The 26,780-nt window shown below is 65.1% G+C and carries 26 protein-coding genes, 1 tRNA gene and 2 pseudogenes; 21 read left to right on the top strand and 8 right to left on the bottom strand.

The window, feature by feature from the left end:
• Window position 1 precedes the first annotated feature (1 nt).
• Together xth and ACT53K_RS08115 are read left to right on the top strand one after the other, a co-directional pair.
• Window positions 2-772, top strand: a complete 771-nt coding sequence (gene xth / locus ACT53K_RS08120; protein WP_476228093.1) for an exodeoxyribonuclease III — start codon at window positions 2-4, stop codon at window positions 770-772.
• A gap of 225 nt (window positions 773-997) precedes the next feature.
• Window positions 998-1,291: a hypothetical protein gene (locus ACT53K_RS08115; protein WP_476228092.1), complete on the top strand. Its 294-nt coding sequence runs from the start codon at window positions 998-1,000 to the stop codon at window positions 1,289-1,291.
• Window positions 1,292-1,336: 45 nt separating this feature from the next.
• Here ACT53K_RS08115 and ACT53K_RS08110 read toward each other — a convergent pair whose 3' ends face one another.
• Window positions 1,337-2,494: an N-acetyltransferase gene (locus ACT53K_RS08110; RefSeq protein WP_476228091.1), complete on the bottom strand. Its 1,158-nt coding sequence runs from the start codon at window positions 2,492-2,494 to the stop codon at window positions 1,337-1,339.
• 152 nt (window positions 2,495-2,646) lie between these two features.
• Here ACT53K_RS08110 and ACT53K_RS08105 point away from each other — a divergent pair, with 152 nt between their 5' ends.
• A complete protein-coding gene (locus ACT53K_RS08105; protein ID WP_476228090.1) occupies window positions 2,647-3,744 on the top strand; it encodes a fatty acid desaturase family protein in 1,098 nt (365 codons plus the stop codon).
• Window positions 3,745-4,270: 526 nt separating this feature from the next.
• Here the strand turns inward: ACT53K_RS08105 and lptG are convergent.
• Window positions 4,271-5,368, bottom strand: coding sequence for an LPS export ABC transporter permease LptG (gene lptG, locus ACT53K_RS08100; RefSeq protein ID WP_476228089.1), 1,098 nt, complete (start codon window positions 5,366-5,368; stop codon window positions 4,271-4,273).
• Window positions 5,365-6,570 carry an LPS export ABC transporter permease LptF gene (gene lptF / locus ACT53K_RS08095; RefSeq protein WP_476228088.1) on the bottom strand — a complete coding sequence of 402 codons (1,206 nt, stop codon included), beginning with the start codon at window positions 6,568-6,570 and terminating at the stop codon, window positions 5,365-5,367. Before lptF ends, lptG begins: the two co-directional genes overlap by 4 nt.
• Before the next feature lie 186 nt (window positions 6,571-6,756).
• Here lptF and obgE point away from each other — a divergent pair, with 186 nt between their 5' ends.
• From obgE to ACT53K_RS08055, 8 genes are all read left to right on the top strand, one after another.
• On the top strand, window positions 6,757-7,812 hold the full coding sequence (gene obgE, locus ACT53K_RS08090) for a GTPase ObgE (protein WP_476228087.1): 1,056 nt from the start codon (window positions 6,757-6,759) through the stop codon (window positions 7,810-7,812).
• 49 nt (window positions 7,813-7,861) lie between these two features.
• Complete coding sequence (locus ACT53K_RS08085; protein WP_476228086.1) at window positions 7,862-8,605, top strand: hypothetical protein; 744 nt, start codon at window positions 7,862-7,864, stop codon at window positions 8,603-8,605.
• 41 nt (window positions 8,606-8,646) lie between these two features.
• Window positions 8,647-9,792 carry a glutamate 5-kinase gene (gene proB, locus ACT53K_RS08080; protein ID WP_476228085.1) on the top strand — a complete coding sequence of 382 codons (1,146 nt, stop codon included), beginning with the start codon at window positions 8,647-8,649 and terminating at the stop codon, window positions 9,790-9,792.
• A complete protein-coding gene (locus ACT53K_RS08075; RefSeq protein ID WP_476228084.1) occupies window positions 9,789-10,694 on the top strand; it encodes an NAD-dependent epimerase/dehydratase family protein in 906 nt (301 codons plus the stop codon). Before proB ends, ACT53K_RS08075 begins: the two co-directional genes overlap by 4 nt.
• A gap of 24 nt (window positions 10,695-10,718) precedes the next feature.
• Window positions 10,719-12,266, top strand: coding sequence for an HAD-IIIC family phosphatase (locus tag ACT53K_RS08070; protein WP_476228083.1), 1,548 nt, complete (start codon window positions 10,719-10,721; stop codon window positions 12,264-12,266).
• 87 nt (window positions 12,267-12,353) lie between these two features.
• Window positions 12,354-12,596 (top strand): acyl carrier protein, encoded by a 243-nt coding sequence (locus ACT53K_RS08065; RefSeq protein ID WP_476228082.1) that lies wholly within the window; start codon window positions 12,354-12,356, stop codon window positions 12,594-12,596.
• Window positions 12,597-12,601: 5 nt separating this feature from the next.
• Window positions 12,602-13,804, top strand: coding sequence for a serine palmitoyltransferase (spt, locus tag ACT53K_RS08060; RefSeq protein ID WP_476228081.1), 1,203 nt, complete (start codon window positions 12,602-12,604; stop codon window positions 13,802-13,804).
• Window positions 13,805-13,848: 44 nt separating this feature from the next.
• Entirely contained in the window at window positions 13,849-15,813 is a 1,965-nt protein-coding gene (locus tag ACT53K_RS08055) for an ATP-binding protein (RefSeq protein WP_476228080.1), read from the top strand.
• A 728-nt stretch (window positions 15,814-16,541) separates the two neighbouring features.
• Here the strand turns inward: ACT53K_RS08055 and ACT53K_RS08050 are convergent.
• The 5 genes from ACT53K_RS08050 to hspQ form a co-directional block, all read right to left on the bottom strand.
• Window positions 16,542-17,117: a TetR/AcrR family transcriptional regulator gene (locus tag ACT53K_RS08050; protein ID WP_476228079.1), complete on the bottom strand. Its 576-nt coding sequence runs from the start codon at window positions 17,115-17,117 to the stop codon at window positions 16,542-16,544.
• Between the two features lie 325 nt (window positions 17,118-17,442).
• Window positions 17,443-17,997: a GNAT family N-acetyltransferase gene (locus ACT53K_RS08045; protein WP_476228078.1), complete on the bottom strand. Its 555-nt coding sequence runs from the start codon at window positions 17,995-17,997 to the stop codon at window positions 17,443-17,445.
• A gap of 175 nt (window positions 17,998-18,172) precedes the next feature.
• Window positions 18,173-18,442 (bottom strand): 50S ribosomal protein L27, encoded by a 270-nt coding sequence (rpmA, locus tag ACT53K_RS08040; protein ID WP_476228077.1) that lies wholly within the window; start codon window positions 18,440-18,442, stop codon window positions 18,173-18,175.
• Between the two features lie 30 nt (window positions 18,443-18,472).
• On the bottom strand, window positions 18,473-18,778 hold the full coding sequence (gene rplU / locus ACT53K_RS08035; RefSeq protein WP_476228076.1) for a 50S ribosomal protein L21: 306 nt from the start codon (window positions 18,776-18,778) through the stop codon (window positions 18,473-18,475).
• A 148-nt stretch (window positions 18,779-18,926) separates the two neighbouring features.
• Window positions 18,927-19,307, bottom strand: coding sequence for a heat shock protein HspQ (gene hspQ / locus ACT53K_RS08030; protein WP_476228075.1), 381 nt, complete (start codon window positions 19,305-19,307; stop codon window positions 18,927-18,929).
• Between the two features lie 133 nt (window positions 19,308-19,440).
• Between hspQ and ACT53K_RS08025 the strand changes: the two genes are divergently transcribed.
• From ACT53K_RS08025 to tnpB, 10 genes and pseudogenes are all read left to right on the top strand, one after another.
• Window positions 19,441-19,530, top strand: a tRNA-Ser gene (locus ACT53K_RS08025).
• Between the two features lie 186 nt (window positions 19,531-19,716).
• Window positions 19,717-20,268, top strand: coding sequence for a tyrosine-type recombinase/integrase (locus tag ACT53K_RS08020; RefSeq protein WP_476228074.1), 552 nt, complete (start codon window positions 19,717-19,719; stop codon window positions 20,266-20,268).
• Entirely contained in the window at window positions 20,156-20,911 is a 756-nt protein-coding gene (locus ACT53K_RS08015; RefSeq protein WP_476228073.1) for a tyrosine-type recombinase/integrase, read from the top strand. Before ACT53K_RS08020 ends, ACT53K_RS08015 begins: the two co-directional genes overlap by 113 nt.
• A gap of 262 nt (window positions 20,912-21,173) precedes the next feature.
• Window positions 21,174-21,413: pseudogene (locus ACT53K_RS08010) on the top strand (RNA polymerase sigma factor); the annotation flags it as partial.
• A gap of 229 nt (window positions 21,414-21,642) precedes the next feature.
• Window positions 21,643-21,750 carry a hypothetical protein gene (locus tag ACT53K_RS08005; protein WP_476228072.1) on the top strand — a complete coding sequence of 36 codons (108 nt, stop codon included), beginning with the start codon at window positions 21,643-21,645 and terminating at the stop codon, window positions 21,748-21,750.
• A 17-nt stretch (window positions 21,751-21,767) separates the two neighbouring features.
• Window positions 21,768-22,721, top strand: coding sequence for a FecR family protein (locus ACT53K_RS08000; protein WP_476228071.1), 954 nt, complete (start codon window positions 21,768-21,770; stop codon window positions 22,719-22,721).
• 79 nt (window positions 22,722-22,800) lie between these two features.
• Window positions 22,801-25,566, top strand: coding sequence for a TonB-dependent receptor domain-containing protein (locus ACT53K_RS07995; RefSeq protein WP_476228070.1), 2,766 nt, complete (start codon window positions 22,801-22,803; stop codon window positions 25,564-25,566).
• Window positions 25,567-25,606: 40 nt separating this feature from the next.
• Window positions 25,607-25,846: pseudogene (locus ACT53K_RS07990) on the top strand (transposase); the annotation flags it as partial.
• Window positions 25,847-26,009: 163 nt separating this feature from the next.
• Window positions 26,010-26,384, top strand: coding sequence for an IS66-like element accessory protein TnpA (gene tnpA, locus ACT53K_RS07985; protein ID WP_476228069.1), 375 nt, complete (start codon window positions 26,010-26,012; stop codon window positions 26,382-26,384).
• A complete protein-coding gene (tnpB, locus tag ACT53K_RS07980; RefSeq protein ID WP_476228068.1) occupies window positions 26,381-26,728 on the top strand; it encodes an IS66 family insertion sequence element accessory protein TnpB in 348 nt (115 codons plus the stop codon). The genes tnpA and tnpB overlap by 4 nt, the downstream gene beginning before the upstream one ends.
• The last annotated feature ends 52 nt before the right edge of the window (window positions 26,729-26,780 follow it).

Here is a 26,780-nt window from a genome sequence, read left to right as displayed (position 1 = left end):
CTTGAAAATCGTCACTTACAACGTCAACGGCATCAAGGCCCGTCTCGAGCGCCTGCTCGAATATCTGGACGAGGAGAAGCCGGACATCGTCTGCCTTCAGGAGCTGAAGGGCGCCGACGAGACGCTACCTGTCGCGGCGATCGAAGGCGCCGGCTATGGTGGCGTGTTCCACGGGCAGAAGGGCTTTAATGGCGTCGCCGTGCTCGCGCGCGGGCAGCAGCCCGTAGAACGACAGCGCGGCCTGGCGGGCGATCCTGAGGACGCGCACAGCCGCTATGTCGAAGTCGCAGTGGGCGACCTGATCGTCGCCTCGATCTATCTGCCCAACGGCAATCCTCAACCGGGGCCGAAATTCGACTATAAGTTGCGCTGGATGGAGCGGCTGCAGGACCGCGCCCGCGCGCTGCTCGCTGAAGAGCGGGCGGTGGTGCTCGCCGGTGACTATAATGTCATCCCGAACGATGACGACACCTTCTCGGTCCGTGCCATGGCCGAGGACGCGCTAATGCAGCCGGAATCACGCGAGCGATACCGTGCGCTGCTGGCCCAGGGGTGGACCGATGCGCTGCGCACCCGCTATCCGGCCGGCGGCATCTGGACTTTCTGGGACTATCAGGCGGGCGCCTGGCAACGCGATGCGGGCTTTCGCATCGATCATCTGCTGATGAGTCCGCAAGCAGCCGATCGTTTTACCGGTGCGGGCGTCGACAAGGCATATCGCGGTCGCGAAAAGGCGAGCGACCACGCGCCGACCTGGATCACGCTACGCTGAACCGCGCCGGGGGCGGCGTTGCTTCCCGTATACGATGCCGCGAAGTGGCGCGCTGTGCCACGCCTTGGTGTGTATTGCTGATATAATACGGTATGCTTGAGGTGATACTTCCTGTAACGCGTTGTATGTAAACAAAAAAGATTTTTGGCACGATGGCTGCAATGCCGGAGTTGCCGGCGAAAACGAAGGAGCGTCGGCTTGATCCGCTAACAAGGGAATCCAGCCATGACTGCTATTCGACACAAGTCTCCCCGTCTCACCATCGCTTTTGTTGCCTGTGCGATGACGATTTCGGCACTGGGCGCGGCGCCCGCCAGCGCTGCCGCCTTCGATCCTGACGTTACTCAACCCGCCGCGAAGCCCGTCAAGAAGAATATCGCCACGCTCAGTTTGCCGGAGCGGAAGTTAGTCTGGTGTGTTAGCCGGCGCCCGGTCGGCGAAAAGACCGCATGGAAAACGCGGTGCAAATCCCGCGAAGCCTGGATCAAGGAAGGGCAGGACCCGTTCCGCCAATATTGAGCAGTTGAAGCTCCCGCAGCGCAATGCCGCGGGAGCCTTTCCGGATCAAAGCGCCTTTTGGTAGATCAGATATTCCCGATTGATGCGGCTTTCGATTGCGTCGGCAATCGCGACCATTCCCTGATTGTCTTCGAGGATCCAGCCTATTTCGCCGCGCGAAGCGCCGTAGTGCGCGACCGAGGCGCGACGGATATATTCGATCATCATGAAGGCCAACTGGCTGGCCATCCGCGACGATTGCAGCCGCTTCACCACGCCCATCAGCGGCACGCGCATCGTGCGCGAGCGCGGCTTGCGCAACCACAGCAGCAGCTTGGCCCACCCGAACGGCAGCAGCGATCCCTTGAGCGGCTTCAGCGGTTCGTTGAGGTCGGGCAGGGTGACCATGAAGGCGACCGGCTCACCATCATATTCAGCAATGCGGATCAGGTCGTTGAATACGAGAGGTTTTAGCTTCTTGCCGACATCGTCGACTTCGGGTTGGGTTAGGGGTACGAAACCCCAGTTATCGGACCATGCGTCGTTGAGGATGGCGAGGATGATCGCTGCTTCCTCGGCGAATTTTGCCTTGTTTACCTCGCGGATACGGATCCGCGGGTTCTTTTCGCCGCTTGCGACGATGCGCTGCACGATCGGCGGAAATTCCTTCGTGATGTCGAGTTCATAGGTGACGATCTTCTTCGCCGGGCCATAGCCCTGCGCCTCGATCCAGCCCTGATAGCGTGCCGGGTGATGGCCCATCAGCACGGTCGGCGAATGGTCATGCCCCTTCACCAGCAGGCCGGGTTCTTCCCAGATCGACAGGCTGACCGGGCCGATCGCCCGCGTCATGCCCTTGGCGCGCAGCCAGTCCTCGGCCTGGGCGATGACCGCGGCGCCGACTTCGGCATCCTCCGCCTCGAACATCCCCCAGAAACCGGTGCCGGGGCCAAAGCCCTGCTCGGCCGGCATTTCCAGCGCCAGCCGGTCGATATGCGCTGAGATACGGCCAACCACCCGGCCCGCCCGCTCGGCGAGGAACAGCTGGCCCTCGGCATGGCTAAACCAGCCATTCTTCTTCGGACTGATCGTGCCCGCCACTTCGTCGCGCAGCGGCGCAACCCAGTGGGGATCGTCGCCGTTCAGGCGATAGGCGAGTTCGATGAATGCCTTGGTATCGGCCTTGCCCGAAACCGGGCGGACCGTGAGGTCGGTATTGGCCATGCTGCGGATCCCCAGAAAAACTTGATACGGAGCAATGCAGTCTTGCGTCCGAAGGCGCCTGTCAAGCGACAGGTGTGCACCGCAGCGACTTGCCTCCCATGGGCCCTGTATTGCCACCGTATAGCCACTATCTAAGGCCAATGGCAGAACCTATGACCCAATCGCTAGCCTTCGATCTTCCGGACGCCGACGTCTCGGCGACGATCGCACGCATCCGGCTTTCGGGCGTTCCGGACGACCGCGCGATGTTGCGCGCCGCCGCGGAGCTGACCCGCGATCTGCACACCCCCAAGCAATGGCTCTACTGGACCGACTGCCTGCTTTCCGCGGCTATCGGCTATGCCGGCATGGCGGCGGCGATGTTCGCCGCCTCGCCCTGGGTGGCGGTGATCGGCGGCATCATCGCGGTGCTGGCGCTCTATCGTGCCGAGCTGTTCATTCACGAAATCACCCATGTGAAGCACTCGCTGCTGCCGGGTTTCCGGCTGGGGTGGAACATGGTGGTAGGGGTGCCGCTGCTGCTCCCCTCGTTCATGTATGAAGGCATCCACAGCCTGCATCATGCCCGCACCCGCTATGGCACGGATCTGGATCCGGAATATCTGCCGCTCGCGCGGATGAAGCCGTGGACGCTGCCGCTGTTTCTGCTCGTCTCGGTGCTGATGCCGATCGGCCTGCTGATCCGCTTTGCGGTGCTGGCGCCGCTGTCGCTGCTCTTTCCGAAGCTGCGCCGGCTGGTGGTTGCGCGCTATTCGGGTCTGCAGATCAATCCGTCGTTCGAGCGGCGTATGCCCGAGGGCGCGTTCCGCCGCCAGTGGTTCTGGCAGGAACTGGGTGCCAGCCTGTTTGCGATCACGCTGATCGGCATCACCGTGGCGGGCATCCTGCCGCTGCGCGCTTTCCTTGCCTATATCGCCATCGTGGCTGCGTCGGCCGTGATCAATCAGGTGCGCACGCTGGTTGCCCATCTCTGGGAAAATGAAGGCGAGCCGCTGACCGTCACCGGCCAGTATCTGGATAGCGTCAACGTGCCCGAGCCCGGCTTCCTCCCTTATCTCTGGGCGCCGGTGGGCTTGCGCTATCACGCGCTGCACCATCTGCTTCCGGCCGTGCCCTATCATTCGCTGGGCGAGGCGCATCGGCGGCTGGTCGCGGCGCTTGATCCGGATTCGGCCTATCACAAGGCCAATTATCCCACGCTGTCCGGGCTGGTGGTGAAGCTGGCACAGGGAACGCTGCGCCAGCGCTGATCGCCCCGCAAATGCGGTCGACAAGGGCCGGGGCAGGGATGCTCCGGCCTTTTGTTTGGGTGCGTCGCGTTCCTGCTTTGCGAAAGCCACCCCGGCAGTGCCTGCCCGGCGATTGTCAAAGGCAAGCCCGTCCTGTAGCGATGGCCAGTCGCGAAAACGGCTGCTTGGATGAGCAATCCTCCTCCACAAGCCGCAGCGTACACGCCTTTCCGTGCACTCGCACGGAGGGCCGGCGTCTCCCCCTGCAATTGCCAGCATCGAAGGATGCCGCGAACCAAGGAGCGCTTTCATGCGACCAATCGCCATTATCGGCGCCGGCCTTGGCAGCGATATTTTCCTACCTGCACGAACGGCAAAGTTTAGGAAGTTTAGGCTCGGGCGCGTATGTGCCGGAGGCGAGTGGCTTGATCCGTCAATTCAAAGAGCGGCGCACCTTTTGGGGTGTTGTTGAACATATGGGGAACAAGTGGCGTTTGGCAAGAGGGTGAGAGGATCGGTAGAAAGCTAGCGGTGCAACAGGCCCCGGCTATTCCTCCGTTCGCAGCAACACCGCTTCGCCGATCATCAGGAACAGCAGAAACGGTGCCCAGGCGGCGAGGAAGGGCGGGTAGGCGCCCAGATTGCCCATTGCCAGCGCGAAATTGTCGGCGACGAAATAGAGGAAGCCCAGCGCCATGCCGATAACGATGCGGATGAACAACTTGCCCGACCGGGCAAGGCCGAATGCCGATACGGCCCCCAGCAATGGCATCAGCAGCGCGGAGAGTGGCCCCGACAGTTTGTGCCACAGCGAACCTTCGAGCGCCTTGGTCGGGCGCCCGGCGGCCTTCAGCTCGCCGATCGCTTCGCGGAGCGCGCCGAAGGACATGGTGTCGGCATCGACGTGCGACAGGGTGAACTGGTCCGGCCGTACGCCGCGGCCCATGATTGCCGGCGGCAGCGGGGTAAGCGTGCCAGTGGCGACATCGAAGCGCTGGGCACCATCGACCTGCCAGCCATCGCCGGAGCGCTGGCCATGTTTGGCGGTAAGGATCGAGATCAGCGAGCCGCCCTTGCGCTCATAGACGGTGATGCCGAACAGCTGCGTTGCGGCGCCCTTGCCCTTGATCTGACGCACTTCGGCAAGGTGGGTTCCATCGCGCACCCACACATTGGTGCGGTCGCCCCGATCGATCGGCAGCGGAGCGAAATCGACCTTCTTCCATTGCTCCAGCGTGGCGGTCGCGCGGCTGACGATGCGGTCGTTGAAGCCGAAAGAAAACAGCGCGATGCCGAAGCCGACAACGAGCAGCGGCGCCAGCACCTGATGTGCCGAAAGGCCGCCCGCCTTGAGCGCGATGACTTCGCTGTTCTGGTTGAGCTGCGCCATGGTCAGGATCGCGCCGCCCAGTACCGAATAGGGCAGGAACGTCGCCATGATCTGCGGCGCACGCATGCCGACATAGCGCCATATCTCCGCGCTGCCATTGCCCGGATAGGCAAGGATGTTGGCGGATTCGGTCAGCAGGTCCAGCGACTGCAGCACCAGCACCAGAGCCCCCAGAATCGCAAAGGTGCGAAGCAGGAACATGCGGCCCATATAGACCGACATGGTGGGTGAGGGGAAAAAGGCCGACAAGTTCATTCGGCCGGCTCCGGTTTCGGCCGGCGGCGGCCGGGCAGCAACTTGCCCAGCAGCTTGCCGGCTTTGGCGAACACCCGCTCCAGCGCGCCGATCGGCTGGCCGCCGGGCACATAGGCGACGGTGTGATACATCCAGATCGTCATGCCGGCGAAAATGGCAAAGGGAACCCAAAGTGCGATGATGGGGTCGATCCGTCCCAGGCTGCCGAACCCCTGCGCATATTCGTTCACCTTGTGATAGGTCACGATGATGAAGATGGAGAGGAAGACACCCAGCGCCGAGGTGGAGCGCTTCGGCGGAATCCCCAGCGCCACCGCCAGCATCGGCAGCAGGAACATCGAAGTAACTTCCGCCATGCGGTAATGGAAAGCAGAGCGGCTGGTTTCGCGCTCTTCCTCATTCGAATGCGGATCGTGGCCGGTCACCACCAGCTCGGGCAGGGTGCGCTCGACATTCTTGTCCCCGCGCTTGCGGAACTGCTCATATTTGGGGAGCGGGATCGGCAGGTTGTGGGTGCTGAAGGTGAGCACGCGCGGCACCGGCGAGCTCTTGTCGTAATGGACCAGCGTGCCGTTGGTCAGGTGGAAGATGATCGTGTCCGGATCGTCGGCGCGCAGGAACTGGCCGCGCTCCGCCGTCACCGCCAGCGGCGTGCCGTCCTTGGTCATCATCTGCACGAAAATGCCGCGCAGGTCGCGCCCTTCATTCTGGCTCGATTCGATGCGCATCGTCATCTTCGAGCCGAAATTGGTGAACTCGCCCACCTTGATCGAAGCGCCCAACGCACCCGAGCGCAGCTCGAACCGCAACTGCTCGTAATTGTAGCGCGAGGTGGGCTGGAGGAAGCCGACGATGCCGAAATTGATGACTGCCAGCACGATGGCGTACATGTAGGGCACGCGCAGCAGGCGGGTATAGCCGATGCCCACGGCGCGCAGCACGTCCAGTTCCGATGTCGTGGCCAGCTTGCGGAAGGCGAGCAGCACGCCCAGCATCAGCCCGATCGGAATGCCGAGGCCCAGATATTCGGGCAGCAGGTTGGCGAGCATGCGCCACACCACGCTGACCGGCCCGCCCTCGGTCGCGACGAATTCGAACAGCCGCAGCATGCGGTCGAGCACGAGCAGCATGGCCGAAATGATGAGCGTCGAGATCAGCGGAACCGCGATCAGCCGCGCCATATAGCGATCGATCGAATTCATGCGTCCGCCGAAGGCCCTCAATCCTGTCATCGCGCCTTGCCATTCATCGTTACGGCGCGAACGATCGACCGCCTATAGCCGTGCTGAACGCCGATGCCACCCGGAAAGTGGCATGTATTGCGCAACATGCCGCAGTGCAGGGCAACTGGGGGTGACGGAATCGCTGCAACGGTTTATGGGCCCGCGATGCATTTCCTCGATCAAGCCAAGATTTTCGTCCGTTCCGGCACGGGCGGCCCGGGTGCGGTTAGCTTCCGGCGCGAAAAGTACATCGAATATGGTGGCCCCGACGGCGGCGACGGCGGCAAGGGCGGCGACATCATTTTCGAAGCCGTGCCGGGCCTGAACACGCTGATCGATTTCCGCTACACCCAGCATTTCCGGGCACCGCGCGGCACTGGCGGAGCGGGATCGAACCGGACGGGCGCGGGCGGCAAGGATCTGGTGATCCAGGTACCGGTCGGCACGCAGGTGCTGGCCGATGACGAGGAGCGGACGCTGCTGCTCGATCTGACCAAGGAAGGTGAGCGGGTGGTGTTCCTGCGCGGCGGCGACGGCGGTCGCGGCAATGCCAGCTACAAGACCTCCACCAACCGCACGCCGCGCCAGCACGGCACCGGCTGGCCGGGCGATGAGGCATGGGTCTGGCTGCGGCTGAAGCTGCTGGCCGATGCCGGGCTGGTGGGGCTGCCCAATGCCGGCAAGTCCACCTTCATCAATGCCGTAACCAATGCGCAGGCCAAGGTGGGCGAATATGCCTTCACCACCACCCGGCCGCAGCTGGGCGTGGTGCGGCACAAGGGCAGCGAATTTGTCATCGCCGACATTCCCGGCCTGATCGAAGGCGCCGCCGAAGGGGCGGGCATCGGTGACCGTTTCCTGGGGCATATCGAACGCTGCCGGGTGCTGCTCCATCTGGTCGACGCGAATGATGAGGATGTTGCCACCAGCTACCGCATCGTCCGCGACGAGCTGGAGGCCTATGGCGCCGGGCTGATCGACAAGCCGGTGGTTGTCGCGCTCAACAAGATCGACATGCTCGACGACGAACTGATCGCCGCGCTGTCCGCGGAACTGGAAGAAGCGAGCGGGGCGCCGGTAATCCCCATTTCGGGTGCGGCGGGCACGGGCGTCGACTGGGTGCTCGATCAGTTGCTGGAAGCCATTGGCCCTGCCGAACAGCGGGCGCGGGCAGATAGTACCGATGAGGATGAAGAACCCGTGGAATGGTCGCCGCTCTGACGCATTTCTAGGGCAAGGCAGCGCTCCTGATTCGTGATGGGAGAGTGCCATGGGTGCGTTCGGCTGGGTTCGGGGACTGTTCGGGGGCAAGGCTTCGCCCGAGCCGGCGCCGATCCTGCCGGTGGCGGAACCCGGCGTCATCGAGCGTTCCGCGCTGGCACGCGCGCGCTTCTGGGCGGCGCTGGGGCAGGCCGGCGACCGCATCCTCTCCTCGGCGCCTGCGGCATCGATGTGGCCGGGCGGGCACGAGGCCTATCGCCTTGTCCATCGCGACAGCGCCATCCTGCTCGCCACCGACGGGCTTTCCGACCCGCTCGACGAATCGGCGGGCGTCAACGGCTTTGAGATCGAACTGTTCGTCGAAGGCGCGGGCGAGGGCACGCCCTCGCCGGTGGCCGGCGACGGCTGGATGCTGGAGGTCCTGCGCCGCGTCGCCGCGATCGTGGTGGAAGAGGGCGGCATCCTGCGCACGCTCGATCGCCATGGTCCGATTCCGCTTGAGCTGACGAATGTGTCCAGTTCGGCTGCGATTACCGCACGCCTGCCCGAACATTTCATCACTGCCGATGATGTGCTGGGCGTGATGATCGGCGCACCCGAGCCTGATTTCGACACCCGTATCAGCGACATGCCGCTGTCGCCGGTGCGCGTCGTGCCGGTGGTGCTGCTGACGGCCGCAGAGCTGGGCGAGATCCGCGCCGGCGACAGCGAGACGCGCGATGCGGTGGTGGCGCGGCTTGCCCAGTCGGGTTCGGGCCATCGCAGCGACCTGCAGCGGGAATCGCTCGTCTGAGCGCTTGGCATAACCCGACAGCGGCCGCTAAGAGCGCGACCATGTCTGCGCCCGCCCCTGCTGCCGATGCGATCGGCTTTCTGCCCGCGCAATGCGCGCGGCTGGTGGTCAAGGTCGGGTCGTCGCTGCTCGTCGATCCCGAAGGCAGCGTGCGTCGCGACTGGCTGGCGGGGCTGGTCGCTGACCTGGGCGAGCGCGCCCGTGCCGGGCAGCAACTCGTTATCGTATCCTCCGGCGCGATTGCGCTGGGGGCGCGGCGTCTGAAATTGCCCAAGGGCGGCCGCGCCAGTCTGGAGGACGCGCAGGCCGCCGCAGCGACCGGGCAAATCGCACTGTCGAGCATCTGGGCGGAACTGCTCCATGGCGAGGGGCTGACGGCCGCGCAGATGCTGGTGACGCTCGACGATCTGGAGGATCGCCGCCGCTATCTGAACGTGTCTGCCACGCTGGACCGGTTGCTGCGGCTGGGGGTGGTGCCGGTGATCAACGAGAATGACTCGGTCGCCACTGAGGAAATTCGCTTTGGCGATAACGACCGGCTCGCTGCCCGCGTCGCCAGCGCGGCCAATGCCGATGGCGTGGTGCTGCTGTCGGATGTCGACGGGCTGTACACCGCCAATCCCAATAGCAATCCCGACGCGGCGCTGATCCCGCTGGTCCACAATATCGACGACCGCATCGAGAATATGGCCGATCGCGAATCGCGTTCCGGCATGGGATCGGGCGGCATGGTGTCGAAGGTGGAAGCGGCGCGAATCGCGACCAGTGCCGGGGCGCATCTCGCCATCGCCGATGGCCGGGTGGCGAACCCTCTGGCGCGACTGGCGCAGACGCTGCACGGCACCTTGTTCCTGGCGCAGAGGAGCGGGGCGGCGCGCAAGGCGTGGTTGCGCGGCGGGCTGACTGCCAAGGGTACGATCCATATCGATGCCGGTGCGGCGCAGGCACTGCGCGAAGGGCGCAGCCTGCTATCGGCCGGGGCAACCCGCGTCGAAGGGCGCTTCGCCCGCGGCGATCTGGTGGTAATCGTCGCGCCGGACGGCAAGCATCTCGCCCGCGGGCTGGCCGAATATGGCCATGTCGACGCTTCGCGCATCGTCGGCCGGCGCAGCGAGGAACTGGTGGAAATTCTGGGCTATGCGCCGCGCGCGGCCCTGGTCCATCGCAGCCACATGGCGCTGCTGTGAGCGTGCTTGCGATCACCGGCGGCACCGGCTTTGTCGGGTCGCGGCTGATAACGCTGGCGGTGGAGGCGGGCCATCAGGTGCGGGCGCTCGCCCGGCGCGACCAGCCGGCGCGCGAAGGCGTTACCTGGGTGCGCGGCGATCTCGATGCGGCGGATGCGCTGGCGGCACTGTGCGCCGGCGCCGATGCGGTGATTCATGTGGCGGGAGTGGTGAACGCGCCCGACCGCGAAGGCTTCGCGCATGGCAATATCACCGGCACGGCGAACATGCTGGCGGCGGCGAAGCGGGCTGGCATCCGCCGTTTCGTCCATGTCTCTTCGCTTGCCGCGCGGGAGCCGGCGCTGTCGGCCTATGGCTGGTCGAAAGCAGAGGCGGACAAGCTGGTCGAAGCATCCGGGCTCGACTGGACGATCGTATGCCCGCCGGCCATTTACGGCCCCGGCGACAAGGAATTGCTCGAGCTGTTCCGGCTGGCGCAGCGTGGGCTGGCGATAGGCCCCGCCGGCGGGCGTTTCTCGGTTATCGAGGTCGGTGATCTCGGCCGGCTGTTGCTGGCACTTGCCGCGACCGATGCGCTGCCCGGCTATCTCGATCCCGATGATGGCGCTCCCGGCGGCTGGAGCCATGGCGATTTCGGCCGAGCGATCGGCAAGGCCGTGGGCAAGCGCGTCGCCGCGATCGGCCTGCCCAAGGCGGTGCTGATGCTGGTCGCCTGGGGCGACAAGCTGGTGCGCGGCAAGGGCGCCAAGCTGACGCCCGATCGCGTATCCTATTTCTGCCACCCCGACTGGGTCTCCGATCCGGCGCGACGGCCGCCGACCAATTTGTGGGTGCCGGAGGTTGAGACCGGCGAGGGGCTGGCACACACCGCCGCCTGGTATCGCGCGAACGGGCTGCTGTAGCCTCCGCCATCCTACAATAGGGGCATGTGGAACGCCCCGATCAAGCTGATCATCTGGGATCTAGACGACACGCTGTGGCGTGGCACGCTGGCCGATGGCGAGGCGGTAGTGCTGGATGCTGGCCGTGCCGAGCTGATCCGTGCGTTCAACGCGCGTGGTGTGGTGTCGTCGATCTGTTCGAAGAACGATTTCGCCGCCGCCCGGGCGCAGCTCGAGGCGTTCGGTCTGTGGGATGCCTTCGTGTTCCCGCACATTGCCTTCACGCCCAAGCCGGATGCGGTGCGGGCGATCATCGACGACATGCAGTTGCGCCCCGCCAATGTGCTGTTCGTCGACGATAATCCGCAGAACCTCCACGGCGTGCGCCATTCGCTGCCCGACATCCACACGCTCGACGCCGCTGCCCCGGATGCCGACGAGCAGCTCGCCGGGCTGCTCGCGCTGCAGACCGGTCGGCGCAACCGCGTGGAGGAATATCGCATCCTGGAGCGCAAGCGCGCCGATCGCAGCGCGGCGCCGGCCGCTTCTCACCAGGATTTCCTGCGCGCGTCGGAACTGCGAGCCTGTGCGCCGTTCCTGATGGACAATCTGGAATTCGCGCCGCGCATTGCCGAGCTGATCAACCGCGCCAACCAGCTCAACTACACCAGCTCGCGTGTTGAGACCGAAGCGCTGGAGCGGGCGATCATCGACGTGAAGCGGCACGAATGCTGGTCGATCTTCGCCTGGGACAAATATGGCCGATATGGGCTGGTCGGCTTCGTCATGGTCGACCGGCTGGAGAAGCGCTTCGTCCATTTCACCTTTTCCTGCCGGGCGATGCACATGGGGCTGGAGGCCTGGGCGCTCGACAAGGTCCGCGTGCTGCATCCGGAACTGGACGGCAGCGCGTGGGCAGGGCGGTTCGATGCCGGTCCCCCCGACTGGATCACCGATTGCGACTTCCACGATCCCGCAATCCGTGCCGCAGTCCGCGCCGATCTCGCCGTAGAACCGGTCGCCGATCCGGCGATCCGCATCATGTTCGATTGCCAGTCGGGCGGCATCGCCCATTACAGCCGCTTCCGCACCGTTACCGAGTTCGACAACCGGCCCCGCGTGTTCCGGCTGGGGATGATGGAAGACGGCAGCCACGCCGGGCAGCATTTCCCGCCGTTCCTCGTCTATGGCGCGACGGTCGACTATCTCGATGTGCAGTGGCCCGACCGGTGGCACCTGCTCGAACGCGGCGTGTACGAGAAATGCGTGCTGCGGCTGTGCATCCACCTGATCGAGCATGACCTGAAGATGCTGGTGGTGCTGCCGCCCGAGGACGCGCCGGACGCGAAATATCGCCACGGCCTGAACCACACGCCCGAACGTGCCCGGCTGTTCAATGCGCTGTGGCGGCGGATCGCACGCGAGAACCCCCGGCATGTCTGGATACTGGAAGTCGCGCACCTGCTCGACGATCCCGACGAGATGGCCGATGTGACGCATTATCGTCCCGCGCTGCTCCAGAAGATCGCCGATCAGGTGGACCTGTGGGTGCATCAGGTGCTGGCTGAAGCCGATCTTGCCAGCACGGGCTGACCGGGCGGGCCCGCGTCGCCCCGTCTTGGGCCTGTTTCCGCCGCATTCGCTTGGCACTCGGGCGCGATCACTCTATGGACCGCTCGCATGACTGATCGTGCAGAAATCTTCGAAGCCGTCACCGCCCAGATTGCCCCGTTCAACAAAAAGGGCGTCGCGCTGACCGATACCACCACCTTCGCCGGCGACCTGGAGTGGGACAGCCTGACGGTGATGGATTTCGTCGCCGCCATCGAGGACGAATTCGACATCCTCATCACGATGAACATGCAGGCCGAGATCGAAAATGTCGGTCAGCTCGTCGATGCCGTGCAGAAGCTGAAGGGCTGAGCGCGATGACCGACCTGATGAGCAAGTTCGACGGCCTGATCGCCGAGCGGCAGAAGCTGCTCGACAGCGGTGTCACCGATCCGTTCGCGATCGTGATGGATCAGGTCAAGTCGCCGACCGAGGCAGTGATCAAGGGCAAGGACACGATCCTGCTCGGCACTTACAACTATATGGGCATGACGTTCGATCCGGACGTGATCCAGGCCGGCAAGGACGCGCTCGACCAGTTCGGTTCGGGTACCAATGGCAGCCGGATGCTCAACGGCACCTTCCGCGACCATATGGAAGTCGAACAGGCGCTGCGCGACTTCTACGGCGTGTCGGGCGCTATCGTGTTCTCGACCGGCTATATGGCCAATCTGGGCATGATCTCCACGCTTGCCGGCAAGGGCGAGTACATCATCCTCGACGCCGACAGCCACGCCTCGATCTATGACGGCTGCAAGCAGGGCTATGCCGAGATCGTCCGCTTCCGCCACAATGACGTGGCCGATCTCGACAAGCGGCTCGGTCGCCTGCCGGCCGATGCGGGCAAGCTGGTGGTGCTGGAGGGCGTCTATTCGATGCTCGGTGACATCGCCCCGCTGAAGGAAATGGTTGCCGTTGCCAAGAAGCACGGCGCGATGGTGCTGGTCGACGAAGCGCATTCGATGGGCTTTTTCGGCCCCAACGGCCGCGGCGTGTACGAGGATCAGGGCCTGGAGGATCAGGTCGATTTCGTCGTCGGCACCTTCTCCAAGTCGGTCGGCACGGTCGGCGGCTTCTGCATTTCGAACCACCCGAAGTTCGAGGCGATCCGGCTCGCCTGCCGCCCGTACATCTTCACTGCCTCGCTGCCCCCCAGCGTGGTGGCGACCGCCGCAACCTCGATCCGCAAGCTGATGCACGCGCATAACAAGCGCGCGCATCTGTGGGAAAATGCCCGCAAGCTGCATGGCGGCCTGACCGAAATGGGCTTCAAGCTCGGCACCGCCACGCCGGAAAGCGCGATCGTCGCGGTGATCCTGGAGGATCAGGAGCAGGCGGTGGCAATGTGGCAGGCGCTGCTCGACGGCGGCCTGTACGTCAACATGGCCCGTCCGCCGGCAACCCCGGCCGGAACCTTTCTGCTGCGTTGTTCGCTTTGTGCCGAGCACACCGCTGAACAGATCGACCGGGTTCTCGCGATGTTCCGCGCCGCGGGACAGGCCGTGGGCGTGCTCGGCTGAGAGCGCTTTAAAAGCGCGGCGCGGTCGCATAGACTCGCGACCCGATGAGCGAGGCAAACCCAGCCCTGGAGCGGTCAGTTCACCTGAAGAACTGGCGCTTTCTGGTTCTCGGCGCCCTGGCGTTGCTGGGCGTCGTGGTGCTGGGTGCGCTGATCCTGATCCAGCAGCGCACCGACAGCGCGCGCGACCGGGCGCTGGTGCTGCAGCAGCACAGCTTTGAAGTCATTCTGCGCGCCAACCAGCTCTCCGGCGCGATTTCGGCGGCGGAAGCGGCGCTGGGCCGCTATGTCGTCAGCGCCGACCGCAATCTCGGCCAGGAATTTTCCGAACAATGGGGCAAGGCCGGTGAGCAGTTGCAGCGGCTGCGGCAACTCACCGCCGACAATCCCGACCAGCAGCGCCAGATCGAGCGCCTGCAACGCGCCTTTGAAAAGCGCGGCGCCGAACTGAACGAAACGGCGCTCTATTCGACCTACAAGCGCCACCGCGACGCCTGGGGCAGCTATTATCAGGTGCGCCAGAGCGAGGCGCGCAGCCGGGTCGAACGCCTTCTCGACGCGATCGCCGAGCAGGAACGCGGCATCCTGAACACCCGCACCCAGGCGGCGGCGCGGCTGGTCGAAAACTCCAGCTTCGCCTCGCATGTGCTGAGCGGCTTCGGCCTGGTGATTGCGCTGGCCGCCGGCGTGCTGGGCTGGCTGGCGATCGAGGCGCAGGGCGAGCGCGCGGCGGCCGCCGCCGATGCGCTGGCGGAGCGTGAGCGCGCGGCCGAATTGCGCGCGGCGGTGGAAGCGGCGACGGCGCAGCTTCGCCAGGAAGCACGCGAACGCGAAGAGGCCGAGGCCAGGCTCCGCCAGGCGCAGAAGATGGACGCCGTGGGTCAGCTTACCGGCGGCATCGCGCATGATTTCAACAATATGCTGGCGGTAGTGCTGGGCGGTATCGAACTTGCCCGCCGCCAGATCGGCAGCGATGAGGGTGAGGCTGCGCGTCATCTCGACAACGCACTGGAAGGCGCCAACCGTGCGGCGGCGCTGACACGCCAGTTGCTCGCCTTTTCCCGGTCCGAGGCGCTGGAGCCCGAGGCGGTGGAGGCCGGCGCTCTGATCCGTGGCATGCGCGACCTGCTCGACCGCACGCTGGGCGACGGCATCGTCGTCACCGCGCAGGACCAGGGGGCGGGCTGGCGCATCTGGGCGGACCGCCACCAGCTCGAAAACGCGGTGCTCAATCTTGCGGTGAACGCGCGCGATGCGATGAACGGCCGCGGCGCGCTGGTCATCACCACGGGCGCGGCGTCGCTCGCCTCGTGCGAAGTGGGTAGCTGCGCGCCGGGTGAATATGTCACCATCGCGGTCTGTGACGACGGCTGCGGCATGACGCCCGATGTGCTGGAGCGTGTGTTCGAACCCTTTTTCACGACCAAGCCGGTCGGCAAGGGGACGGGGCTGGGGCTCAGCCAGATTTTCGGCTTCGTCCGCCAGTCGGGTGGCGAGATCGCTATCGACACTGTGCCGGACAAGGGCACGACGGTTACGCTGTACTTGCCGCGCCACGCCGAATCGGCCCGGTCCGCGCCTGCGGCGGTCGTGCATGCCGCCGCGCCCGAGCCCGTAACGGGTGGCCAGTACGACATCCTCGTCGTCGAGGACGATCCGCGGGTGCTCACCGCCACGCTCGCCGCGTTGCACGAACTTGGCCACCGCGCCACCGGTTGTGGCGATCCGCTCGCTGCCCCTGCGGCGATTGCCGCCATGCCGTCGCTCGACCTCATCATGACCGACGTGCTGATGCCCGGCCAGACCGGCCCGGAAATGATCGCCGCAGTCGAAGAAAGCATTCGCGGCGTGGGCGTATTGTTCGTCACCGGTTTTGCCGGCGAGGCAAGCGCCGAACTGCTCCGCGACCGCCCGGTACTGCGCAAACCCTTCACCATCGCCGCGCTGGAGCGCGCGGTGCGTGAGGCCGTCGACGAAGAAGGGCGGCGGGTGGCGCAGGCGGCGGAGTAGGGGCGCGCCGGCATACGCGGCCTCCGACGCGGTGTGCGAAGTTTAGGAAGTTTAGGGTATGGCGCGTTTCGCGTGCCGGCGCATGCGGCCCCCCGATGTCGTGTGCGAAGTTTAGGAAGTTTAGGGTGCGGCGCGTTTCGCGTACCGGCGGATGCGGCCTCCGACGCGGCGTGTGAAGTTTTGGAAGTTTAGGGTGGGGGCGCATGGATGCGGACTCATACCAAGCTGCGTTGATGTGGACTCACCCGCGTATCGCAATCCTTTCCACCAGCCGTCGCCCCAGCGAACGCTGGGGTCTCCGGGAGGCTGGGCGACAACGGAACAACGCTACTACAAGAGATACCAGCGTGCGCTGGCATGACGATGGGGGATGGCGCGCCACGCAGCGCAGTATCAGACCGGGGCGCAATGACCCGGACTCATCCCGCTTCCCGTCGTCATCCCGGCGGACGCCGGGATCCATTCGCCTCTCGTTTTCAGCAAGAGCCGATGGCGAAGCCCCAATGGACCCCGGCTTTCGCCGGGGTGACGGCTTGCGGAGCAGCGATGGGTTCTTATCGACGCAGCGCGGTATCAGACCGTCGGCCGCGTTTCGTGTGATGGATCTACATGTTCAAAGAGCACCCCCCTGCGGGAGGACGTCAGGAACATGTAGTGAACAATGCTGTCTGCGCAAGGTGGCGGGAAGCTGACCTCGAAAGCGGCGCGTTTTGGCCACTCGGTGAAAATTACGCGCTGAGTTCGATCCGCGCCTTCAGCATCTGCACGCCCAGCGCGCGCGCCTTGTCGCGCGGCAGGCCGAGCGCGCGGGCCATGGGGGCGCCGAGCAGCGCATCGCCCAGCGCCATCAGCGTCAGTTGCAGCGTTTCCTCGCGCAGCGATTGCTGCTCGTCCTCGCCTTCGCTGATCCGGTCGACCAGCCGGTGGATCGCCTCCAGGATCGGGTCCAGCGCATCCTGATTGCCGGTCAGGATCATCCAGCTGGCCAGCGCGCCGGCGCCGCCGCTGTCAAAGGCGTCGAAGGCCATGTCGACCACTTCGCGCGGATCATGGTCGCCGCTGCGGGCGCGCAGCACCGCCTCGCCGATGCGCGTGGTGACGCCTTCGGCAATGCTGGCCGCCAGCGCCTTTTGCAGCCCCGCCGCCGAGCCGAAATGGTGGAGCAGATTGGCGTGCGTGCGACCAATCCGCGCCGCGACGGCCTTCAGCGTCACGGCCTGCGGGCCGGCTTCGATCAGCAGGGCACGCGCGGCTTCGAGCGCCGCATCGCGCGATTCTTCGGGAGACAGACGCTTGCGCGCCACTTTTGTCGTCAACGGTTCGGCCTTGTTGCTATTCCGTGACGGCTTAGTCGAGCTTCGTCGCGGGGGGAAGCGGGTGCGCGCGTCTGCGCGCTCCCGGGTGGGGGCAGGGCGATCGGATTTGGCTGTTTCACTCCCCTCCCTGAAAGGGAGGGGTAATCGCATTTGATCTTCCATCCCCCTCACCCTTCCCTCTCCCACAGGGGGAGAGGGAGGGAGCCGCGAAGCGGCGGAAGGGTGAGGGGGACTCGGGCTCAAATGCGATAACCCCTCCCTGCGCGCAGGGAGGGGAATAGTTGTCTTCCAGTCGCGTATCGGGAGCAGCGGGTCAGGCCGCCAGGCGCGGCTCCGGACGCGGTCGGCAGTCCACCGCGTCGAGATCGAGCTCGAACCGCGCGCTTGCCACTTCGCAGCCGCGCCCCTTCGACCAGATCGGTTCGACCCGGCCGGTCGGGCGGAAGCCCAGCTTGCGCAGCACCCGGCCCGATGCGGGGTTGTCGACGAAATGCCCCGCCGTCACCCGGCGGATGCCGCGCGCGCGTGCAGCGTGCAGCGCACCGCGCGCGGCTTCGGTGGCATAGCCCTTGCCCCAGGCATCGGGCGTGAACCAGTAGCCCAGCTCATGCGGCTCATCGCGCGCCGCATCGATGCCGACGCAGCCGATCAGCGCGATCCGCGGCCCCTGATGCTCGAACACCAGGAACCGCGTGTCGAGCGGGTTCGACCAGCTCGCCAGAAAGGTCTCGGCCGCCTCGACCGGATAGGGCCAGGGCGCGCGCGACAGGTTGCGCACCACGGCTTCGTGCCCGATCGCCTGGGCAAGGGCAGGGGCGTCCTCCGGCCAGCCGGGACGTAACGTCAATCTTTGGGTCCGCACGAACATGACCACTCTCCTCGGTCCTGCGGCTTTTCTGGCCATGCGCCTATTGCATGGCTGTTTCACCGCGGTGTCAGGGAGCACGAAAAAAGGGAGACCGGGGCGACCCGTCTCCCTTTTGCGTTGGTTCGTTCGCCGAACCCGGGTCGCCCTGGTGGGCAACCCGTACGGTCACCCGATGTTACTCGGCCGCCTCGGCAATCATGTCTACGGAGCAGAACTTGCGACCAAGCTTGCCTTCCTTGAACGACACGCGGCCGTCGGTGAGCGCGAAAAGGGTATGGTCCTTGCCCATGCCCACGTTCACGCCCGGGTAGAATTTGGTGCCGCGCTGACGCACGAGAATGTTGCCGGCGACCACTGCTTCGCCGCCGAACTTCTTCACGCCAAGACGACGGCCAGCAGAGTCGCGACCGTTGCGGGACGAGCCGCCTGCCTTCTTATGTGCCATTGTCTATACTCCTCGTGTCTCGTCAGTCGCTTACTTGGCCGCGCCGATCGCAGTGATCTTCAGGATCGTGTGCTGCTGGCGATGGCCGTTCTTGCGGCGATAGTTGTGACGACGACGCTTCTTGAAGACGATGACCTTCTCGCCCTTCGCCTGCGCGAGGATCTCGGCAGAAACGGTCAGGCCGTCGGTCGGCTTCAGCTCACCGCCTTCGCCGGCCAGCAGGACGTCGCCCAGCGTCACCGTCGAACCGGCTTCGCCGTCGAGCTTCTCGACGACGATCTTGTCTCCTGCGGCAACGCGATACTGCTTGCCGCCCGTGCGCACGATAGCGAACATCGGTCTCTTCTCTGGTTCAAATGCATGTGCCCGCCAGGGTGTACCCCGGCAGGAGGAAGGGCGCAGCTATGCGATACGGGGGCGGATGTCAACTACCGCGAGCGGGTTTCCGGCAGGTAAATTCGGCAGGAAACCTCACCCGGGCCGGTCAGTGCCGATGGGTCGGCTTCAACTGATAGCGGCCGCCGGCGAATCCTTCGAACAGCCCGCTGATTCCGGGATGGTCGACCGGCTCCTCGCTGTCATCTGCCACCAGATTCTGCTGGCTGACATAAGCGATGTAGCTCGATTCGGCATTTTCCGCGAGCAGATGGTAGAAAGGCTGGTCCTTGCGCGGGCGCGCGTCTTCGGGAATCGAATCGTACCATTCGTCGCTATTGGCGAAGACAGGGTCGACATCGAAGATCACGCCGCGGAAATCGAACATCCGGTGGCGAACGACATCGCCGATCGCGAAACGCGCCTGTGCAACGGGAGGCAGCGGCACGCCGGCAGGGAAGGGAAGGGTGACGCCTTTGGCTTCTGACATGCTTCCCAATTTAATGCGGCGCACAAACTGTACAAGGCCGCTTGCAGTCCGCCAAACCTTGGGCTAATGGCCGCGCCTCACATCGACCGGCATGTGGTTCGGGGGCTTCCCCGATGCATGTCGCCCCCCATGCGGAGAGGTGCCGGAGTGGTCGATCGGGGCGGTCTCGAAAACCGTTGTGCGGGTAACCGTACCGAGGGTTCGAATCCCTCCCTCTCCGCCACGGGCCTTTCCGGACACGTCCGCAAAAGTCCGATGGGATCGACTTTTTTCTCCTGAAAACCAACGCTTAGCAGACCGGTTCGGCCTTGGCCGTCCGTACCCGTGCGTGCCTGTCCGAAATGCTCGGCATGGTATTTCACATGGTACGCGCGGTCGAAAAACATGGTATTTTTTTGGAGACCGGTCGATGCTCACCGATGCCAGGATCCGGGCGGCGAAACCCCGCCCCAAGCCGTACAAGCTAACCGACGCCAACTGCCTGTTCCTGCTCGTCACGCCCGCCGGCGGCAAACTCTGGCGGTGGAGCTATGTCTTCGATGGCAAGCAGAAGGGCATGGCGTTTGGGGCATGGCCCAAGGTCTCGCTCGCCGAGGCCCGGCTCTTGCGCGATGAGGCCAGCGCGCTCCTGGAAAACCTTCGCGATCCCGCCGTTGCGAAGAAGCTCAAGAAGGAAGAAGCGCTCGAGGCCAGCCGCCAGACATTCGAACGCGTCGCGCGCGACTGGTTCGCCAACAACAAGTGCAGATGGGCGGTCGTGCATCAAAACGACGTGATCCGCAGCCTTGCTGAAGCCGCTTCGCAAAGGCCGCCAGCCCGCAATCACCGACCTGGTGCCACTCCGAAACATGATCCGGGTTACCGAAGAAGACCCGGCCCGACCCGTTACGCGGCTCGCGCTACGATTGCTCGCCCTCACGGCCGTTCGGCCAAGCGAATTGCGCGGCGCGCGCTGGGATGAGTTCGAGGATCTGAACGGCAAGCTCCCGCTCTGGCGCATTCCCGCCACGCGCATGAAGGACGATCTCGACCGCAAGGAAGAGTTCGGCGGCGATCATCTCGTACCGCTTCCCCCGCAGGCGATCGCGGTCCTGCGTGCGCTTTGGCCGCTCACCGGCGACGGGCCGTTGCTCTTTCCCTGCAACCGCCATTTCCACAAGCCGATGAGCGAGAATGCCATCGGCTATCTCCTTAACCGGGCAGGCTATCATGGCCATCATGTGCCGCACGGCTTCCGCGCCGCATTCTCGACGATCATGAACGAGTGGGCCGAGCGCGAAGGCAAGGAGCATGACCGCAAGGTCATCGATCTGATGCTCGCCCATGTCCCCAGGGAAAAGGTCGAGGGGGTCTATAACCGCGCCGCCTATATGCCGCGGCGGCTATGCCGCGGCGGCGGGAACTGGCCTGCGTCTGGGCAGAGATGCTGTCCGAAGGCCTGCCCGATCCGGTGGTGCTGGTCGGACGTCCGGCCAAGGAAACGGCGCGTTATACGCGCAGGCGCGTGCCGGATCCGGTCGACGCGGACTTCCGGTTCCGGTTCCGCGCGCGACCCATTCGTCCGCTTCTCAGACCCGGGTTGCTTCTCGTTCGCGTCGCGCTAGTCTGGCTCCGCGCCACGAGGGTGGCGCCGAGGCGTGAGAACCTCGCTTGAGCGACGAGACCCGCACCCCTACGGCCGGGTGGCCGATGCGCATGTCCAAGCCGCTTGCGGCCAAAGGCATCGGCGCATGACTCAAGCATGTTCTCAACACCCGGCTTTCGCCCGCAAGCGCTCACCATTGTGGGTCGTACGGGCATGGTCATTGGAGTTGGAGCATCGGTTTATGGGGAGGCGGTCTGTATGGGCCGTCCCTGGCGGCGCGGATGATCGGCGGCTTCCGGCGGCTCGCTGCCTTTCCCCGGCTGCGCGAGGACGACCCGTTGCCGCCGGAGGACCGCGTCGTCCGGGTGTCGGTGGCATTCGACGATCTCTACCGTGCCCATGGCCCGCGTCTACTGCGGTACTTCGCCCGCCGGGCGGACCGTCAGGATGCTGGCGACCTCGTGCAGGAAAGCTTCCTGCGCTTCGCCAACGCCGACGCCTGCCGCGAGGGCACCGTCGAATGCCCGGAAGCCTATCTCAACCAGATCGCCACGAACCTTCTGCGTGATCGCGCGAAATCGGCGTTGCAGCGATCGCTCGCCCATCATGTCCCCGCCGACGAGGTTCCTCTGACAGGAGCCGATCTGACCGCCGCGCTAGAGGCACGCGACAAGCTCAACCGGCTCCAGACGGCGATGATGCGCCTGAAACCGAAAACCCGAGATATTCCTCGCGCACCGCCTCGACGGATTGAGCTACAAGCAGATCGCGGAGCAGACCGGGTTGAGCGTGAAAGGCGTCGAATGGCACATGACGAAGGCGATCGACTATCTTGATCGGGCCCTGAAACGCGCATGAAAGGGCAGGGAGATGGCGTGGGCGCTCCGCCTACGGTGCGCGATCAGGCGATTGCGTGGCTCGTCCGCTTGCGGGGAGAGCCTTCCGAGGGCGACATCACCGACTTCGAAAACTGGTATGCCGCCGATCCCTTGCACGCCGATACCTACGATGCCTTGCTCGATAGCTGGGACGACACGCGTCTGGTGCGCGGGGCACCGGCGGCGCGACCCTCTCGCCTGATGCCGCGAAGGGAATGGCACAAGGCGGCGGCTGTTGCTGCAGCCGTGCTGCTGGTGGTCGCTGGCACATTCGCGCTCACCTTCCACGATGGCAGCGCGGACGCGTCCGTTCTGGCGAGCCGCGTCGGCGAGATCCGGACGGTGACGCTTGTCGATGGATCGCGGGTGACGCTCGATACGAACACGACGGTCGAGATACGCTACGCGAAGGACGCGCGCCGTCTGCGGCTCGCGCGCGGGCGGGCGCGGTTCGAGGTCGCCCGTGACGTGCGTCGTCCTTTCGTGGTTGCCGCCGGATCGAGCGAGGTCGTCGCGCATGGAACGGTGTTCGACGTCGATCTGCGTCCCGCGCGCGTTGTTGTCGCGCTGCTCGATGGAGTGGTCCAGGTTCGCCGACCTGCGGCGGGCCCGACACCTGCCTGCACCACCATGCTGAAGGCCGGGCAGCAACTCGTCCTTGCGGATGCGGGCCCGCCCGGCGAGCCGGTTCCGATGCGTCGCTCGGACACGCGTTGGCCCTCGGGTATGCTTGCCTTCGAGGACGCGCCGCTGGGCGATGTTCTGGCCATGGCCAACCGCTATAGCCAGGTCCAGATCATGCTCGGCGAACCTGCCACCGGTACGCTTCGTTTCAGTGGCACGGTCAAGGCCGGTGAGCCGACCCAGCTTGCTGCCCTGCTGGGCGCGATGTTCGGCTTGCGGGTCGAACGGGGCCAGGCAGGCAATCTCATACTCGCGCCCGAAAAATAATTTCCCAGGGTAGGCGCGCAGCCCTCCGTCGAAGCCCCTCAAGCATTGCCGCGATGGCATGCGTGAAGGGGAGATACGAATGCCGAGGGTTTCGAAGGTCGCACTTGCTCTGTCCGTTTCCGCCGTAACGCTGTCTGTGTCGCTGATCCCTGTCGCGCTCGCGCAGGTGCAGCGACAGACTTACGATTTTCCTGCCCAGTCGCTCGCGCAATCGCTGCGCGAGGTGTCTCTCCAATCCGGTCAAAGCATCGCCGCACCTGCGGACCTGCTTCGAGACAGACACGGACCAGCGGTGCATGGTGCCTATACCGTTCGCGAAGTTGTCGACATGCTCCTCGCGGGTTCGGGGCTGGCTGTGCGCCGCGTAGGCGACGGCCTGCTGGTCGAGCGTGCTGTGCCCGGCGCGGGCGCCTCGGTGCATCAGGATGCGCCGTCCGGCGAGATCATCGTTACCGGCACGCGCATTCGCGGGTCTGGTCCGGTGGGTTCGATCGTGACCGTGATCGACCGGCGCGCGATCGAGCGCAGCGGATACGCCACCACACAGGATATCGCCCAGACCATTCCCCAGAATTTCGGCGGATCGCCCAACGAAGGCGCGGGCGCCGGTTCGTTCAACGGCGATTCCGGTTTCAACACCGCTGCCGGTTCGAGCATTAACCTGCGCGGCCTCGGCACCGGCTCGACGCTCGTGCTGCTGAACGGCGACAGGCCGCCGCTCGGCGGCTTTTCGGGTGTGTTCAGCGACATTTCTATGATTCCCGCATCCGCGATCGAGCGGATCGAGATCGTCGCCGATGGTGCCTCGGCCATTTACGGATCGGACGCGGTTGCGGGCGTCGTGAACCTTGTGCCGCGGCTCGATTTCACTGGGGCTGAAACCCGGTTCCGGATCGGCACGGCGGGCGGTGACTCCCAGGATGTCGTCGCTAGCCAGCTTCTCGGGACACGCTGGTCGGGCGGGCAGGCAATGCTCGCCTATGAATATTATCATCGCACCCGATTGGCTGCGGCCGACCGGGCCTATGCCACCGATGACCTGCGCGCCTATGGCGGCACCGACAACCGAACGCCCTACGCGAACCCGGGCACGATCCTCGCCGCAAATGGCCAGAGCTTCGCGATCCCGCGCGGTCAGAATGGCCGCGCTCTCGCGCCGGGTGATCTTGTGGCGGGCACGGTCAATCTCGGCAACGACTGGTCCGAGGCCGACCTGCTCCCTGACCAGCAGCGGCACTCGCTCTTTGCCGCAGCCAGCCAGGAGCTCACGCCCCATGTCCGCCTATATGTCCGTGGCCTCTATTCCTCACGCAGCTTCAGCCAGCGCGACCGGCCGATCAGCAATGCCGCCCGCACCGTGCCGGTCACCAATCCCTTCTATGTCGACCCGATCGGGACCGGGCAGCCGGTGCGGGTAGAGTATAGCTTCGTGCGCGACCTTGGTCCGGAGACGACCAGCGGCCGTGTCGAAGCCTATGGCACCAGCCTTGGCATGGATGCCGATCTGGAGCGCTGGAAGTTCGACCTGCACGGCACTTGGGGGCGGCAGACCGAGCGCACCACCATCTCCAACCGGGTGAACACCGCCCGGCTCAATGCCGCGCTCGCCGACACCGATCCGGCGACTGCCTATAATCTGTTCGGCGATGGCCCCTCGACCAACCCTGCGACGATCGCCAAGGTTCGCGGTTCCACCCGCTCGGGCGACCGCGGGACGGTGTGGTCCGCAGCCCTCCGGGCCGATGGCCCGCTCGTCACGCTTCCCGGCGGCGACATCCGGCTGGCCCTGGGCGGCGAATATCGCGAGGAACGCTATGCGGCTGCCGCGACGATCAGCGACGTAAATACGTTGATACCTGTGACTCTCGCACCGATCGCCTTGCCCGGACCGCGCCGCGTCGGCGCGCTTTATGGTGAAATGCACGTCCCGGTGTTCGGGGAGGCGTTCACGCTGCCGGCAATCCGCCGGCTCGATCTGTCGGCGGCAGTGCGGACCGAGCATTACAGCGACTTCGGAAGCACCACCAATCCCAAATTCGGGTTCGCCTGGGAGCCGGTTGCGGGGCTGACGGTGCGCGGCACCTGGGGCAAGTCGTTCCGTGCGCCCAGCTTCAACAATATGCGCCAGGATCCGGCCAATTCGCTCTACTTCACCTATATTTTGCCCGACCCTGCGTCGCCGACCGGCCAGACCAACGTGCTGGTCCTGCGTGGCAACGATCCGGACCTGCGGCCCGAGCGTGCCACCAGCTGGACGCTGGGTGTCGATGTGCGGCCGCCGTCGATCCCTGGCCTGCACCTCAGTCTCACCTATTATGATATCCGTTACCGCGACCGGATCGCATCGCCAGCGGCGAACCTGTTCAATTTCCTCGTCAATCGCACGACCTATGCCGGCATCATCGATGCCCATCCGTCGCTCGCGACGATCCAGGGCTATTATGCGTCGCCAGTCTTCGTGAATCCGTTCAATCTTGCACCCGGCCAGATTTCGCTGCTGATCGACGCGCGGCTGCAAAACCTCTCGACCGTAAAGCAAAGCGGCCTCGATCTCGATCTCGGCTATGGCTTCGACCTTCTCGGGGGCAAGGCGGATCTTGGTCTGACCGGCGCCTATATCTTCCATATCGACCAGGCGCTTACCGCGACCGCCCCCGCAACCAATGTGGTCGATCAGCTTGGCAACCCGGTCGATCTGCGTCTGCGCGGCCGCGCGGGCTGGTCCGACGATCGCTGGAGCCTTTTCGCGTTCGGCAACTATCTCGACAGCTACACCAACTTGACCAACGCCGTGCCGCAAACGGGATGCTGTCGCCCGTCCAGTTCGAACGGCAGCAGCTTTTGAAGGCGGAAGGCGTCTAGAAAACTAGGGGCTACTCAGTCGGACGGTTGCGGATGCCTGTTGCCGGATCGGCGTCACCGAACAGAGCTACTACCGTTGGCGCAAGGAGTATGGCGGCCTGAAGATGGATCAGGCGCGGCGGATGAAGGAGCTGGAGCGGGAGAACGCCCGGCTTCGACAGGCGGTATCGGACCAGACGCTCGACAAGCTGATCCTGCAGGAGGCCGCCAGGGGAAACTACTGAGCCCCGAGCGCCGACGGCGCTGTATCGATCACACCAGAGGGATAATGCCGAGGCCCATCAGCGGCGGAACCGGGCGATACGTAAGCGTGTTCAGCAGGCCGCCTTGCGGCATCGTCGATAGCCGGGATGCTTGCCGCCTTTGACGAGGGCGGTGGTGGTGCAGGAAGTTTCGAGGTCTACGACCAGTCATACGAGCACTCGTATGACTGGTCGCATGGAGGTCGTGGGCCGTTTGTCTGGCCGGCGGCGATGGTCTGACGCGGAGAAGCTGGAGATTCTCGCCGAGGCGTTCCGGCCTGGCGCCAGGGTCTGCGAGGTCATCGCCCGGCGCGAGGTGTCGAGCAGCCTGATCTACACGTGGCGCAAGCAACTGCGCGAAGGCAGGCTGGCCGGGGCTGCGCCTTCGCTGCCGGTGTTCGCCGAGGTTCGGCTCGCCGAGCCGGCAGTGCCGGCGTCGCCGCCGGTGCCGTGTTCGTCTGGGCGCATCGATATCGAGCTGCCCGGCGGTGTTCGGATCAGTGTCGACGGTGGGGTGGATGCGGGTGCGCTGGCACGGGTGTTATCGGTGCTGCGGTGAACCCGGCGCCGTTGCCGACGCGGGTATATCTGGCGTGCGGCGTGACAGATATGCGCAAGGGCTTCGACGGGCTGGCGGTGCTGGTGCAGCAGGTGTTGGCGGAAAACCCGCATTCGGGCGCGCTGTTCGCATTTCGGGGCAAGCGCGGGCATCTGGTCAAGCTGCTGTGGTTCGACGGGCAAGGCCTGTGCCTGTTTTCGAAGCGGCTCGACCGGGGCCGTTTCGTCTGGCCGGTGACGGCGAGTGGCACGGTGGTGCTGACGCCCGCGCAATTGTCGATGCTGCTGGAGGGCATCGACTGGCGTCGCCCGGAGCGCACCTGCACGCCGACGCTGGCGGGCTGAAACGTGCGGTTTTGCGTCGCTTTTTCTCGCCTGAGCCCCCGCGATCTGCTAG

The organism is Sphingomonas sp. DMC8, from assembly GCF_056314185.1.
This window is presented reverse-complemented; position numbering and strand designations above follow the sequence as displayed.

Excerpts from the sequence above, each read along its gene's own strand:
- ACT53K_RS07995 (WP_476228070.1), top strand. The coding sequence starts at position 22,801 with ATGCCGAGGGTTTCGAAGGTCGCACTTGCTCTGTCCGTTTCCGCCGTA.
- ACT53K_RS08045 (WP_476228078.1), bottom strand. The coding sequence starts at position 17,997 with ATGTTCGTGCGGACCCAAAGATTGACGTTACGTCCCGGCTGGCCGGAG.
- spt (WP_476228081.1), top strand. The coding sequence starts at position 12,602 with ATGACCGACCTGATGAGCAAGTTCGACGGCCTGATCGCCGAGCGGCAG.
- ACT53K_RS08055 (WP_476228080.1), top strand. The coding sequence starts at position 13,849 with ATGAGCGAGGCAAACCCAGCCCTGGAGCGGTCAGTTCACCTGAAGAAC.
- tnpA (WP_476228069.1), top strand. The coding sequence starts at position 26,010 with ATGACTGGTCGCATGGAGGTCGTGGGCCGTTTGTCTGGCCGGCGGCGA.
- proB (WP_476228085.1), top strand. The coding sequence starts at position 8,647 with ATGTCTGCGCCCGCCCCTGCTGCCGATGCGATCGGCTTTCTGCCCGCG.
- rpmA (WP_476228077.1), bottom strand. The coding sequence starts at position 18,442 with ATGGCACATAAGAAGGCAGGCGGCTCGTCCCGCAACGGTCGCGACTCT.
- lptF (WP_476228088.1), bottom strand. The coding sequence starts at position 6,570 with ATGAATTCGATCGATCGCTATATGGCGCGGCTGATCGCGGTTCCGCTG.
- ACT53K_RS08070 (WP_476228083.1), top strand. The coding sequence starts at position 10,719 with ATGTGGAACGCCCCGATCAAGCTGATCATCTGGGATCTAGACGACACG.
- ACT53K_RS08020 (WP_476228074.1), top strand. The coding sequence starts at position 19,717 with ATGCTCACCGATGCCAGGATCCGGGCGGCGAAACCCCGCCCCAAGCCG.
- ACT53K_RS08115 (WP_476228092.1), top strand. The coding sequence starts at position 998 with ATGACTGCTATTCGACACAAGTCTCCCCGTCTCACCATCGCTTTTGTT.
- ACT53K_RS08105 (WP_476228090.1), top strand. The coding sequence starts at position 2,647 with ATGACCCAATCGCTAGCCTTCGATCTTCCGGACGCCGACGTCTCGGCG.
- ACT53K_RS08015 (WP_476228073.1), top strand. The coding sequence starts at position 20,156 with ATGATCCGGGTTACCGAAGAAGACCCGGCCCGACCCGTTACGCGGCTC.
- ACT53K_RS08065 (WP_476228082.1), top strand. The coding sequence starts at position 12,354 with ATGACTGATCGTGCAGAAATCTTCGAAGCCGTCACCGCCCAGATTGCC.
- rplU (WP_476228076.1), bottom strand. The coding sequence starts at position 18,778 with ATGTTCGCTATCGTGCGCACGGGCGGCAAGCAGTATCGCGTTGCCGCA.
- lptG (WP_476228089.1), bottom strand. The coding sequence starts at position 5,368 with ATGAACTTGTCGGCCTTTTTCCCCTCACCCACCATGTCGGTCTATATG.
- obgE (WP_476228087.1), top strand. The coding sequence starts at position 6,757 with ATGCATTTCCTCGATCAAGCCAAGATTTTCGTCCGTTCCGGCACGGGC.
- ACT53K_RS08085 (WP_476228086.1), top strand. The coding sequence starts at position 7,862 with ATGGGTGCGTTCGGCTGGGTTCGGGGACTGTTCGGGGGCAAGGCTTCG.
- hspQ (WP_476228075.1), bottom strand. The coding sequence starts at position 19,307 with ATGTCAGAAGCCAAAGGCGTCACCCTTCCCTTCCCTGCCGGCGTGCCG.
- ACT53K_RS08110 (WP_476228091.1), bottom strand. The coding sequence starts at position 2,494 with ATGGCCAATACCGACCTCACGGTCCGCCCGGTTTCGGGCAAGGCCGAT.